The 12591-nt window shown below is 51.4% G+C and carries 11 protein-coding genes; 2 read left to right on the top strand and 9 right to left on the bottom strand.

What is annotated here, in order from left to right:
• Positions 1-7 precede the first annotated feature (7 nt).
• The 3 genes from A6U95_RS03740 to A6U95_RS03730 form a co-directional block, all read right to left on the bottom strand.
• Positions 8-2524: an outer membrane usher protein gene (locus A6U95_RS03740; protein ID WP_065683543.1), complete on the bottom strand. Its 2517-nt coding sequence runs from the start codon at positions 2522-2524 to the stop codon at positions 8-10.
• Between the two features lie 126 nt (positions 2525-2650).
• The gene (locus A6U95_RS03735; RefSeq protein ID WP_241810614.1) at positions 2651-3226 is read right to left on the bottom strand and encodes a fimbrial protein; all 576 of its coding nucleotides are present in this window, start codon (positions 3224-3226) and stop codon (positions 2651-2653) included.
• A gap of 34 nt (positions 3227-3260) precedes the next feature.
• The gene (locus A6U95_RS03730; RefSeq protein ID WP_065683522.1) at positions 3261-3788 is read right to left on the bottom strand and encodes a fimbrial protein; all 528 of its coding nucleotides are present in this window, start codon (positions 3786-3788) and stop codon (positions 3261-3263) included.
• A 691-nt stretch (positions 3789-4479) separates the two neighbouring features.
• Here A6U95_RS03730 and A6U95_RS03725 point away from each other — a divergent pair.
• On the top strand, positions 4480-6255 hold the full coding sequence (locus A6U95_RS03725; protein ID WP_065683521.1) for an O-antigen ligase family protein: 1776 nt from the start codon (positions 4480-4482) through the stop codon (positions 6253-6255).
• 87 nt (positions 6256-6342) lie between these two features.
• On the opposite strand, the gene A6U95_RS03720 is transcribed toward A6U95_RS03725, so the two are convergent.
• Positions 6343-6570: a sulfurtransferase TusA family protein gene (locus A6U95_RS03720; RefSeq protein ID WP_024485057.1), complete on the bottom strand. Its 228-nt coding sequence runs from the start codon at positions 6568-6570 to the stop codon at positions 6343-6345.
• 5 nt (positions 6571-6575) lie between these two features.
• Positions 6576-7610 carry a YeeE/YedE family protein gene (locus tag A6U95_RS03715; protein ID WP_065683520.1) on the bottom strand — a complete coding sequence of 345 codons (1035 nt, stop codon included), beginning with the start codon at positions 7608-7610 and terminating at the stop codon, positions 6576-6578.
• 263 nt (positions 7611-7873) lie between these two features.
• Between A6U95_RS03715 and A6U95_RS03710 the strand changes: the two genes are divergently transcribed.
• Positions 7874-8566, top strand: a complete 693-nt coding sequence (locus A6U95_RS03710; RefSeq protein ID WP_065683519.1) for an HAD family hydrolase — start codon at positions 7874-7876, stop codon at positions 8564-8566.
• A gap of 231 nt (positions 8567-8797) precedes the next feature.
• Here A6U95_RS03710 and A6U95_RS03705 read toward each other — a convergent pair whose 3' ends face one another.
• The 4 genes from A6U95_RS03705 to A6U95_RS03690 form a co-directional block, all read right to left on the bottom strand.
• A complete protein-coding gene (locus A6U95_RS03705; protein ID WP_065683518.1) occupies positions 8798-10042 on the bottom strand; it encodes a VWA domain-containing protein in 1245 nt (414 codons plus the stop codon).
• A 214-nt stretch (positions 10043-10256) separates the two neighbouring features.
• Positions 10257-10832: a TerD family protein gene (locus A6U95_RS03700; RefSeq protein ID WP_021807716.1), complete on the bottom strand. Its 576-nt coding sequence runs from the start codon at positions 10830-10832 to the stop codon at positions 10257-10259.
• A 72-nt stretch (positions 10833-10904) separates the two neighbouring features.
• Positions 10905-11483, bottom strand: coding sequence for a tellurium resistance membrane protein TerD (gene terD / locus A6U95_RS03695; RefSeq protein ID WP_021807715.1), 579 nt, complete (start codon positions 11481-11483; stop codon positions 10905-10907).
• A 57-nt stretch (positions 11484-11540) separates the two neighbouring features.
• A complete protein-coding gene (locus tag A6U95_RS03690) occupies positions 11541-12584 on the bottom strand; it encodes a TerC/Alx family metal homeostasis membrane protein (RefSeq protein WP_021807714.1) in 1044 nt (347 codons plus the stop codon).
• Between the last annotated feature and the right edge of the window lie 7 nt (positions 12585-12591).

Here is a 12591-nt window from a genome sequence, read left to right as displayed (position 1 = left end):
ATAGTGGTTACTCACTTAACCGACGGCACGGCAGCAGCAAGTCCGTCTGGTTGCTGTTCGGTAGCAGGTCAGGTAGCACCAACTCGCACTGTGCTATTCCGCCCCAGTGCACGGCCATGGTTTCGCCGGCATTTATGCCACTCAGGTACACGCTGCCGCCGTCGTTAACGATGCCCACATCCTGCTTGTTCTTGTTCAGCACGCTGGCGCCAAACGGCGGTGTAGAGCCGTCCGCCAAACGGATCGCGGCCATCGCCTTCTCACCGGAAATTATCTCAAATTTACGGTAACCAATTGCGCCTTCGGTCAGGGTGGCCTGCACTACCGAATGCGTAGCTTCTGCGTTATCCGGTAGTTTGTTCAGATCGATACTGACCCGGCTACGGTAATAGCTGCCTACATCAGAAACCACAGCCTTACCGAAACGGTTGGATGCGGTAGTCGCGCCATAACCACGGATTGGGATGCCGGCTACACCGCCAGTGTCCAGCATCATTCGGGTACCACCATTGGCAGTCGAACGATGCAATGCCGCCCCTTCCAACGTCGCGGTCGCTCCACCTTGGAATGACACACCAAGCGCGGTATAACGCCCTTCCTGATAACTAGCGGTACCGTTCATTAGGGCGATATCGCCTTGGTGGCTATAATTACCACGCGCCATCACACCACTGCGCGAGACCCCGCTACTCACCAGGTAGGTACTGTGGTCATTAACCTGATCGTAATAACTTACCTGATGGCTGTTATCATTGCGGTCATAGCTGCTGCCGTAGCTGACTGAACCGTGATTGCCCCACGGCATCGAGAGTGACAAGTACATACCGTCGTCGTTGGTGCCGTTATATTTATTGCGATATGCCGTCATCGATAAACTTAAGTTTTTGAACTGGCCGATATCGAAATAACGTGACAATGTCAGGTTGTAGCGATCATTAGCTGGCCGATCCCAAAAAGTCTGGTGGTTATAGTTCAAGTTGGCATTCAACCCTAAATCACGGAACTGCTGGTTAAAGGTGATGGTGTACATCTCTTTGCTGTTCTGCGAGCGCGAGCCATTGGTACGGGCATCCAGAAACTCACTCATGCTCATGTAGTTCTGCTGCGAGAAGCGATATCCAGCGAAAGTGACTTGGCTGTCGTAGTCGTCAAAGCGCTTCGAATAGCTCAGGCGGTAAGAGCCGCCCGACAGCGTTCTATCCTCATACGGAAGGCGAGCTTGCGATTGCGTAGCGTCAAACGACAACGCACCCAGCATCATCAAATCCCGGCCAATCCCCAGCGCCAGCGCGTTGTAATCACCGCCAGCCACGCCACCACCGTACAATGACCAACCGTTACTGACACCCCAGGAGAACTCCCCAGTGGCAAACAGCGGGCCGTTTGTGTCATGCTGCCAATCCGCTGGCCGACCGATCGCAACCTTGTAGCGCACGGTACCGGGGCGCGTCAGGTATGGCACGCTAGCGGTGTCCATCTTGAATTCCTGAACGCTGCCGTCTTGTTCTTCCACCCGGATGCTCAGTTGGCCGGAGACCGCATCGTTGATGTCCTGGATGCGAAATGGCCCCGCTGCCACCTGGGTTTCCCTCAATATTCGCCCCTGCTGGCTGATGATCACCCGGGCATTGGTTTTGGCTATACCCGTCACTTCTGGCGCATAGCCGCGCAAGTTTGGCGGCAGCATGTTGTCGTCCGTTACCAGACTAGCGCCAGTAAAACGGAAGCTGTCAAAAATATCGGAGTTGAGGAAGTTCTCACCCATCATCAACTGAGCACTCAGCCGCGGGATTGCCCGGTAGGCGTAATAACGGCTCCAGTCCCAGCTATTCTGGGTTGATTGCCCAGAATCGCTCTGATGATCCAATCGTGTTTGCCAGTCAGCACGCAAGCGCCAGGCACCCAGGTTGGCGCCCACGGTACCATTACCGCTGACGTTATAGCTTTGTGTACCACGCTGGTATTGTCGTTGGGTCTGGCTATTAAGGTTATAGTCCAGCAATAACCCTGGTATACCGTTATCCCAGCGCGAAGGCGGATCCCAGTCATCCGAGGAGTATTCCAGATAGGCCTGCGGAATATTCAGGTACAGCTTGGCCGCTCCTAAATCCCCTTTGGCGGTCATCCCCTCTAGGCTGCTGACCACCAGGCATTGCCCCTGATGCCACCAGGCCAGCTTTTTCTGCATCTCTGGCTTTAAAGCAAATTGCTCAACCAGTTCCGGCGTTACACAGGCTTCACTGCCTTTCGGGTCATTATCCGGTGGATAGAAAATCACGGGCTGTTCTAACAGCTCTTGCTTATTAATATGTACTGACATGATATAGTCTCCCGGCATGATGTAACCGCTACGAGAGAACTGCTCTAAATCGATATTGCTACGATCGTTAACATCCAATACGTCGGTATTAAAACTAAATTCTGCTGCCTGAACAGAGGTTATTGCCCCACCGATGATATAACTAATTATTACCCCAAGAAAACTCGGGCGCAAAGGTAATCCCTTAAAATAATATAACGCCATCATTTTAGACCTTTTTACATTATTCCATCAGGCGTTAATTCCATTATTTCAAATAATGTCCACGCGCTAAATCAACGAAGAATCACTAATGAGATATGATAGCCACAGCCACGCCAATATACTAATTCAGTGGTAGTCCATTTTAAATTTCACCGTTGAGGTGTATTCTCCGGAGCGTAATAACTGATGATTTCTCACGAGCCGTAAAGAATAATTCAATAACATCTCTTTAGCGGCAATCTCACCAACAGGCAGCGGCGCACCAGGGATAGCAATATTACCTTGGCTGTCGGCAAGCTGCAGAGCAACGCCCTTGGCACTTCCCTCAACGCCAAATAGTCCCGCATCAACCTGACCATCAAAGGTAATTTGAAAATGACGCCAGTCAGATAAGGATGTATTCTGTCGGGTTAATACGCAATTCACCAGTCGAATTGAAAAGGGTTGCCTTAAGCCATGTCCATCACGGGCAATCTGATCAACGGGTAAGGTACCTATATTAATCGTTTGGTCACTGCTCAAAGTATCTATTGCGCAAGCTGTCTCAATTATCGCGCCGATCATATTTACCTGGCCTGCCCCCCGCATCTGGCTAGCTGCTACCGAACTCACAACACATATGTTCAATAGTAAAAAAAGGGGAGCTACGCCCATTTTTAAGGACATAGATATGCTCGACAGTGGCGGCAAATAAAAATGCATGTGGGTAATCCCACATGCATAGGAGATGCTAATCTTATTGATAAGCAAGAGTAAAGTTAGCTACGCTCTTGAAATCACCAGGGACGATACCCGATGAGGCGCCATCACCCTGTAGGTAGGCCGAAAAGCCCAGGGTGTTTTTGCCAGTCTGCAGCTCATGTGCACTAGTCGGCTCACGCAGCTTAATCAGTTTACCTGAAGTATCAGCCACCGCGATGCTCGCGCCCTTTGCTGTACCGGTCATACCCAGCATGCCATCAGTACCGCCTTTGCCGCCGCTAAAAGTAGCGGTAACGGTATTTTTTTTATCCTTTACGAGGCTGCAGTTTTCCAAACGAATTTCGAAGAACTTAGGTGTGGACGCTCCCTTCGCTTCCAGTGCAACGTTAGACACCTGGCCCAAATTCACAGTCTGATCAATAGTGTCTGGGTCAATCGAGCATGGTGCATCAATAATAGAACCGGTGAAGGTCACGGTGCCATTCCCCTGATCAGCTGCGTTAGCGAAGGAAACGATCCCAAAAGCCAAAGAAACACCCAATACAATTTTGTTCAGTTTCATTCTATAATCCTTTAAATAATAATGATGAAAGCGTAGGTTCCATGCAGATAATGATATACTTCTTTGAATCTCATTTATGCTTAACGCAACCTTACTCAAGCACAATAAATATGAAATCATTCCAATAGAAATTTATCAGAATCGTATACTGCGTTTTTGTCGGCATGAGCCAAAATCAATTCATGCACAAACGCATAAATGAAGTCTAAAAAAATAATAGAAACGCATGTTGAACATCTCACAACCCTGCGTTGGCATAAATTATTACAAAATGCTTCACCCGATGGGAAGTATTAAAAGTGATCTGAATAAAGTTTGAATAAAACGGCTGACACATCAGGAATAAAATAATAAATGAAAAATCAAAAGCCAATAAACATGCATCAAACAGAACATTAACCTGCATACTTGGATTATTTAAATTTATTTTGCTGAAATATCTAAAAATGCGATACTATAGTTCATTAAATGGATGGGAGTGACCAACATACAGCTTTAAAAGCTGCTTGATGCAAACATCAGACAAAACACAAACACTATAAAAATCAATATATTATTGATTTCACATGTGAATAGCCCCTCTCTACTACAGGCGAAAACCTAGTTTTCTATAGGCCGTTGATTGTTTTTCTTCAGGCTTAATGAGTCATGCCAGCCGTTTCCAGCTGGATAATGAGATCAGGTGAAAGGAATGTACCATCAGCAAAAAGCTTTACCATTTAAAAACCTGATTAGCTTACCCCCGTTACCTTTATACATCCTACTGATTTGGTTGATATTCGTACTCCATATTTACCTACCAAACATGGGGGGAAGTGGCTTAAAATTGCCGCAAAATATTATCACCTGGGCCGTCATGGCCTCCGTAGTCGCCACAATTTGGCTAACGTTACCCGCAGGTAAAACTGTTCGCCTTACCATAACGGCTCGCTGGTTGCTGCTGGCCATTGGAATTTTGGCTATTCCCTTGTTCTACACTTCGCCCCTATGGCGGGATGCCGCACTGGCGCGCTGGCTAGGATTATTGGGGGGGTGGGTCTTCTATGTGTCACTACTGCAATATCATCCTCCTCGCTTTTACCGCCAGTGGCTGTATTACGCCATATTAGCGGCCACTGCTTTCCAAGCGCTGCTCGCTCTGCTGCAGTTCACCATGCAGGGAATGGTACCTGACTGGTTTGCCTATCCAATGCTAACCGGTCGGGCTTATGGGGTATTTCAGCAGGTGAATGTTCTGGCCAGCTTTATTACTACCGGATTGGCGCTGGTGTTAATGCTATTTCTGCTCCCCACTTTTACATGTAGTAAAGCCCACTATGAGCGCGTACGAACCCATGGGTTAGGGCTACTGTTGGTGCTGTTCCCCATTTTACTGGTTTGGTTGCAATCACGCATTGGCTGGATCGGCGGCGGGACTGTGGCACTATTGTTTCTGTACCGTTATCACCCTCTGAACCCTCTACGCGCTAAATGGGCTGTATGCCTGATGTCCGTGGGCCTGCTAATTGGCGTAATAGCCCTGTTTCATGGTTTGCATGGGGAAGCTGGCCTGCGTTATATCAGCCATGGCCTCTCCAATCATGCGCGCTACACCATGTTGCACGATACACTGGCGATGATTGTCCAAAAGCCACTCTTAGGTTGGGGCTATGGCGGCTTCGAATACGAATTCCAACACTTTCGCCTGGCGCAAGGGTTCTCCACCCAGGGCTTAGGCGTCGTAAGACACCCCCATAATGAAATGTTATTTTGGTGGGCCGAGGGTGGCCTGGTAGCACTGATCGGCATGTTGTTGCTGCTAGGATGTGGGCTTCGTCTGCTAAGGGTAGCGCTAAAGCACGATGGAGCCAAAAGCCGAACCTACAAACGCCCTGCTGGTGAAGCATCGGCACTCTGTATAGTACTGTTACCGATTGTGTTACACACTCAAACGGAATATCCATTTACGCTTTCAGCCGCACACTGGGCGATATTTTTACTTTTGCTGGCGCAGCTGGATCGCCAGGTTGGCACAGTGAAAGAGCGCATCTCACTTGCCCCCGGCACCACCACATTTTTTTGCAGTGCAATTCCAGCTATCTCCATCACAGTATTCTTTCTGGCAAGTATTGGGCTATATGCAAACCTGTCTTTAACGTCCATTGAACGTAACCATTTGTTGGATATTGAACCCGCGCACCGTGTTATGGCATTTGATCCCTGGGTTAATACTGAACGCTGGCTTTACGATCGGCAAACTCATGCACTGCTGGTATTTAACCAAACCCGTGAGCCACACCTGCTCGATGATTACGCCCGTTGGGCAAACAGCTACCTATCCCGAAGGATTGATAAAAATGTTTATGCTTCCTTGATTGCTATCGCGCAATACCAGCAGGATGCAATAGCACACCAACGTTTACAGCAAGAGGCCCAGGCCCTCTTTCCAGATGACACGCGCTTCATGACCAACATCATTAGCCGATAACAGGAGGCTGTATTATGGCTCACAAATTAAAAATACCCACCGTCTACACCCGATATCGGCGCTTACTACCTCAGGCAAGGCGCTAACCTACCCCTTCTGAATACTAATCTGCCAGCGGGCATCGCCGGTCTGCTGGAAATCCGTCACGCTGTGCCCTGCCTCAACCGCCCAGCGCGGCAGGTTTTCCGTGGCCTGGGCGCAGTCATATTCAATCACCAGCAGGTCGCCAGAACCCAATTGCTCAATGTGCTTTTTGGCTTCCATCAGCGGGAACGGGCAAAGTTTACCGGTGGTATCCAGAGTGATCGTTTTCATAGCCCTCAAGCCTCTTTTGTTTTAATCGATTGATTCGGAAGAATAATAGTGAAATAACTGACCACCCAACTGCCCAACAGGATGCACGGAATAAATAGCCAGCCCTGCCAGGAGAACCAGGCGGTATTAACAATGGTATTACCCAGCATACAACCCCCGGCCAACCCGCTGCCGATCCCCATCAATCCGCCCCCAAACAGGCTTTTGGCCAATGTCGGGAGGCCGGGCGAGCGCAGCCGCAATTCCTGACTTCCCCAGGCAGCCACCAACGCACCGCCGAAAATCCCGATCAGCAGATAGCCAGCCCAGCCGAAGAAGCCAGTTTTACCCTCGGTGATTAACGAAAACAGCTGTGCGCTGGGGCCACTAATCCCCAGACCGCCAACCCGGCCCGACTCCAGACTGGAAGGCCATGCCAGCAGCGCAATAACGCCGATCAGTACGGCACTGACGAAGGGATGCCAGCGTGCTTCGAACAGCCAGTGGGCAATACCCTGCTTGCGCGGTTTAGGTTGCGGAACGGGGAAGGATTTACGTTTCAGGTGGCGCCAGACCAGCACACCGGTCAGCACGGTTAGCACCGCTACAGCAGGCCAGGGAGACATGCCGAACGTCTGCATCAGCGAAGCGTCCGGTAAGGCGGGGGCGTTGATGGGAGCGAACAGTTGTTTGCCACCCGGTTGGCGGATATACCAGCTGGCGACGATAAAACCGACCACGGCAATCATACTTCCGGCCAGCCCCTCAGCGGCGCGATAGTAAGCACCGGTAGAACAGGAGCCTGCCAGCCCCATGCCGAGACCGAAGGTAACGCCGCCGATCAGCGTCGCCAGCCAGCGGAAATCCCCGCCGGGCAGTTTAGCCCAACCGAGAGCGACGAAGGCGAACAGACCGATGCTTTGCAGAGTGATGATAATGAGGATAGCGAGGGTCATGCGCCCGTCGCGAAACAGATAGAGGTCTCTCAGACCGCCGGCCATACAAAAGCGCCCGCGTTGCATGATAAATCCAAGAAGGAACCCCAGAAACAGACCTGTCATAAGGGAAGACTCCTTTTTATGGCGATGCCATAGCCAGATTGTAAACAGCGTGCCCTGGGTAGGGCGCAGGCATTTTACTCGCTAGCGGCGGAGAAATCACATAATTAGTAGGGATATTGAGGGCGTGATCGTGTTTTATAAATTGGTCTTAGAGCTGGGTTTGCGGGCCAGGTTGGCAAAAATTCAACCTGCGGGGGAGTTCTGCTATCATCCACCAGATTGGGAGAACGCCCGGTATTGCACAGTAGAGGTATGGTTTAAAGATGGATACAGAGGCAAGTCGTACAACGCAAGTTTTGTCAGTTTTTGATTTTGACGGAACGCTGACTCACCACGACAGTTTTATCCCATTTCTGCGTTTCGCTTTTGGGCGGCGCGTATTTGCCCGGCGCTTATTGCAACTGGCGCAGCCTGCGTTTAAGCATATGCGCAAAAAACTCACCCGCGACGAGCTAAAAGAAACCCTGATTAAGGTTTTCCTGACCGGGGTAGATGAGCACTGGTTCCGTCAGCAGGCGGAAGCCTTTTGTTCGGCCTATTGGACCAAGCTGATGCGCCCTTCTGGGCTGATTGCGGTTGCCATGGAGGTCAGCTCCGGTGCTGAAGTCACGATTTGTTCCGCTTCACCGGCCCTGGTGCTACAGCCGTTTGCCGATCGTTTGGGCATCAAGCTGATTGGTACTCAGTTGGAAGTGATCGACGGGAAGCTCACCGGGCACATCACCGGCCATAATTGCCGCTGTGGGCAGAAGGTTGAACGCCTGGAAAGTATCTATGGCCCACTGGGGAACTATCATCTCAGAGCCTGGGGTGATACCCGCGGGGACTACGAGCTGTTGGCGGCGGCCCAGGATGCGCACTGGCGGCATTTCCACCCGGCCTGGTCAAAACGCCGTTCGCCGGTTAAAAGGCAGCGCGTGGCGGAGCCTAATGTGATCAGCAAGACTGACCACTAATCGCTCCCTTCGGCACTCAATATTTCCCCTCACCCCAACCCTCTCCCACAAGGAGAGGGAGCTGTCCGGCGTCGTGGTCGAGTTCAGTGATCAGTTGATTCATTTCGGGGGTCAGGTAGATTGCTGCAACCAATCGCACACTCGATCGGTCCCCTCTCCCTGTGGGAGAGGGTTAGGGTGAGGGGCCATCGCGGTACGTTATGTATTTATTTAACTATCTGATATTAATAGTTAAAAAATAATACGGTCCGCCTTGGCGGCGTCATACCACTCTTTAAACTCCTCCAGCAGCAGATCGTACAAACGGTCTTCTTTCATCGTGGCAAAGTCATCAATCGCGAAGAAGTTGGTGTTATCCACCCGGCGATCGGTGAAGGTATCCAGCTTTTCCAGTACGCCGTAGTTCGAGCCACCCAGGCCGACAAACTTCCAGAAAATCGGATAGTTGGCCGAGCGCTTGATCGCTTCTTTGATCTGGCGCGTTTTGCTGATGCCACCGTCGGTAATAAACACCACGTACACCGGCATGTCGCTGTGTTTAAACGTATCGATCAGCTCCTCCATCACCGGCGGTTCATTATTGGTACCACCCAGCTTTGGCAGGATCTCCCACATTGAGCGCTTGCCGCTGCCCTGGATCGCCTTGATATAACCATCAAGATTATCCAGCGTCACATCGGGATATTTTGCGTGTTTTTCGGCAAAGCCCCAGACGTCCATCGAGCCGTCATCATCAAACTGCACGGCCAGCACGGCGATGCGATCCAGTACCGCCTGCACATTGCCCTTTTTGAACTGCCCGGTCATCGATCCTGAAGCATCCAGCACGAACGCGACCTTGGCCTTTACCGACTGCAGATTGAATTTAGCCAGGCTGACGGTGACGTTCTTCGCCAGGCTCACCAAATGCGGGGCTTTATCCTGCAGCTTTTTCTCCAGGCTGACGGTCGGCGGCGGAGTAGCAGGCGCAGTTGGCTGAGCCACATCAACGCCATAGTTTAACGCCAGCGGCTCCAAACCACCGTTAACCCCTTGCCCAAGCGCACGTAGCTTCCAGTTACCGGCATGGCGATAAATTTCGGCCACGATCAGCGCCTTCTCCTGGCGGCCCGAGGTTTCCACGCTGTATTGGGCCACGTTGGGCGCATCCAGCTTCAAAGACTGCAACCCGGCAACGGCATCGGGGCCATCGATTACCAAAGTGATTGCAATCTTGCTGATATTGTCGTCAATCTTGCTGAGATCGATGGAGAGAGAGCTGCTCTGGTGGGTGGTTTGCAGAACGACGCTGCGGTTGGGGGTAGCGGTTTGATTGAAGAAAATAAAATCGGCATCGCCACGGACTTTGCCCTCGGTATTGAGCAGGAATACTGCGGTATCAGGCTCACTTTTAAAACCAGGGTTGGCGGGGTACTGCAGAGTCAAATCGAGCCGGGTTCCATTGACCACCAGATTCTGGCCGGACTGTAACATCATCAGGATAACCTCCTGTTAAAATAGCTTTTCCATAACGGCAATATTGGCGGGTGGAGTTGGGCAAGGGGCGAAATGTTCCCCTCACCCCAACCCTCTCCCACTGGGAGAGGGAGCTGAAAGCCCCTGCTCTGCGGGAAGAAAGAAGATCATCTCAGCAAAACTTGAGCGCCCCCTCATCCAAAGTGAGCGCGAAGAGAGGGGCTAATTCAGTGTCTTAGATATTCACGCCATGCTGTGAAGCCAGCGCGGACAGGCCACCTGCAAAGCCTTGGCCCACTGCCTTGAATTTCCACTCGGCACCGTTGCGATACAGCTCGCCGAATACCATCGCAGTTTCGGTAGAAGCATCTTCGGACAGGTCGAAACGGGCGATTTCGGTGCCGTTATCGTTGTTGAAGATACGCATGTAGCTGTTGCTGACCATACCGAAATTCTGTTTACGCGCTTCTGCATCATAGATGGTGACGGCGAAAACCAGTTTCTTGACTTCAGCAGGCACTTTGCTCAGCTCAATTTTGACCTGCTCATCATCGCCATCGCCTTCACCGGTGCGGTTGTCGCCCTGGTGCTCAACGGAGCCACAAGCACTCTTCTTGTTGTTGAAGAAGATAAAGCTGCTGTCGCCCAGCACCTTACCGTCATCACCAACCATAAATACGGAGGCGTCCAGGTCAAACCCTTGGCCATCGGTGACACGCGCATCCCAACCTAAGCCAGCCATGGCAATGTTCATGGTTGGTGCTTCTTTGGTCAGGGATACGTTACCGCCTTTTACGAGAGAAACTGCCATTTTAAAGCTCCTGCTTTGTAGGGGATGATACGGGCAGTGGTGTACTGCCCGAAATATTAACGAGTTTGTCGATCAGGAGGCGTTGATGCCGTACTGAGCACACACGGAAGCCAAGCCACCGGCATAACCCTGACCTACCGCGCGGAATTTCCACTCGGCGTTGTTGCGATACAGCTCACCAAACAGCATGGCGGTTTCGGTGGACGCATCTTCTGTCAGGTCGTAACGGGCCACTTCGGTCTGGTTGTCATCGTTCACCAAACGGATAAAGGCACCGGATACCTGGCCAAAGCTCTGACGACGAGCTTGCGCATCGTGGATAGTGACCACAAACACGATTTTGTCGACATCCGCTGGGATCATATCCAGTTTGATTTTCAGAGATTCGTCATCGCCGTCGCCTTCACCAGTACGGTTGTCACCGGTGTGGGTGACGGAACCGTCTGAAGAAGTCAGGTTGTTATAAAAAATGAAGTCAGCATCACCGCGCACTTTCCCGTTTGCGGCCAGCAGGAATGCAGAGGCATCCAGGTCAAAGTCTTGACCATCGGTGGAGCGTGCGTCCCAACCCAGACCAATCAACACATTCTTCATGGTTGGGGCTGCTTTACTCAGGGAAACATTACCGCCTTTAGATAAAGAAACACTCATTGTTCTAACCTCTCAAAAAATTAAACTCATGCGAATTGATTTCAGCTGAATAGGAGATCAGCTCTCCTTTTTCTCCTCGGCGTCGGGTTTGCCTGGGAACATGACGCTCGCGATAATACCCACCGCAAGAACGCCCAGCACGACAAACAGGCTCGCCGTTGCTGAAATGCTGTACCCATGATGCCAGATGTGGTCGGTGGCATTAAGACCCAGTTTCACCGCAATGAAGAACAGCAACACAATAACGGCTTTTTCCAGATGCGTCAGGTACTGCTTCAGGGCTTCCAGCACAAAATACAACGTACGCAGGCCGAGGATGGCGAACATCATGGCGCTGTAGACAATCAGCGGCTCACGGCTCACGGCGATGATGGCCGGTACCGAGTCAAACGCAAACATCACGTCGGAAAGCTCAACCACGGCCACACACAGCATCAGCGGTGTCGCATAGCGCCAGGCTTTGGCACCACGGCCAATGGTCACATCCTTGTTTTCCGGCTTGGCCAATTCCTCATCGACTTCTTTCTGGCTTAACAGGAAAGCGTGGCCTCTGAGCTTCGGCCAAATCGGGAAGAACCGTTTAACCATGCGATACGCCAAGTGCTGCGAGTAGTCTTCGATCTCATCACCGTCATCGCCGCTGCGCAACATCATCACCGCCGTCCAGGCCACGATCAGCGCAAAGACAATTTCAACGTATGGCCCGAGGCTGAGCAAGCCGGTACCGATGGCAACGAAGATGCCACGGAACACGATAGCCCCGATAATGCCCCAGTAGAGCACGCGGTGACGGAAACGATCCGGCACGGCGAACCACGAGAAGATCGCCATCATGACAAACAGGTTATCAACCGACAGCACTTTCTCTAGTGCGTAACCGGTGACAAACAGGCTGGCCACTTCGGCGCCGTGGTGGATATACAGGAAACCGGCAAAGGCCATCGCTATGGCAACCCAGAACACAGACCATAGGGCTGCGCTCTTCAGCGAAATAGGCTTGTCATCGCGGTGCATAAACAAGTCGATAAAAATGGCCCCGACAGCCAATACAATGAAAACAATGACGGTCTCGGTCGGGAAGCCGATGTGCGTGGATACCATATTAACC

The organism is Serratia sp. 14-2641 (genome assembly GCF_001692375.1).
GTDB classification, from domain to species: domain Bacteria; phylum Pseudomonadota; class Gammaproteobacteria; order Enterobacterales; family Enterobacteriaceae; genus Chania; species Chania fonticola_C.
This window is presented reverse-complemented; position numbering and strand designations above follow the sequence as displayed.

What these genes read in the sequence shown, in the direction of transcription:
- A6U95_RS03730 (WP_065683522.1), bottom strand. Translation starts at nt 3,788, where the DNA reads ATGAAACTGAACAAAATTGTATTGGGTGTTTCTTTGGCTTTTGGGATC.
- A6U95_RS03710 (WP_065683519.1), top strand. Translation starts at nt 7,874, where the DNA reads ATGGATACAGAGGCAAGTCGTACAACGCAAGTTTTGTCAGTTTTTGAT.
- A6U95_RS03690 (WP_021807714.1), bottom strand. Translation starts at nt 12,584, where the DNA reads ATGGTATCCACGCACATCGGCTTCCCGACCGAGACCGTCATTGTTTTC.
- A6U95_RS03735 (WP_241810614.1), bottom strand. Translation starts at nt 3,226, where the DNA reads ATGCATTTTTATTTGCCGCCACTGTCGAGCATATCTATGTCCTTAAAA.
- A6U95_RS03740 (WP_065683543.1), bottom strand. Translation starts at nt 2,524, where the DNA reads ATGGCGTTATATTATTTTAAGGGATTACCTTTGCGCCCGAGTTTTCTT.
- terD (WP_021807715.1), bottom strand. Translation starts at nt 11,483, where the DNA reads ATGAGTGTTTCTTTATCTAAAGGCGGTAATGTTTCCCTGAGTAAAGCA.
- A6U95_RS03715 (WP_065683520.1), bottom strand. Translation starts at nt 7,610, where the DNA reads ATGACAGGTCTGTTTCTGGGGTTCCTTCTTGGATTTATCATGCAACGC.
- A6U95_RS03700 (WP_021807716.1), bottom strand. Translation starts at nt 10,832, where the DNA reads ATGGCAGTTTCTCTCGTAAAAGGCGGTAACGTATCCCTGACCAAAGAA.
- A6U95_RS03725 (WP_065683521.1), top strand. Translation starts at nt 4,480, where the DNA reads ATGTACCATCAGCAAAAAGCTTTACCATTTAAAAACCTGATTAGCTTA.
- A6U95_RS03720 (WP_024485057.1), bottom strand. Translation starts at nt 6,570, where the DNA reads ATGAAAACGATCACTCTGGATACCACCGGTAAACTTTGCCCGTTCCCG.
- A6U95_RS03705 (WP_065683518.1), bottom strand. Translation starts at nt 10,042, where the DNA reads ATGATGTTACAGTCCGGCCAGAATCTGGTGGTCAATGGAACCCGGCTC.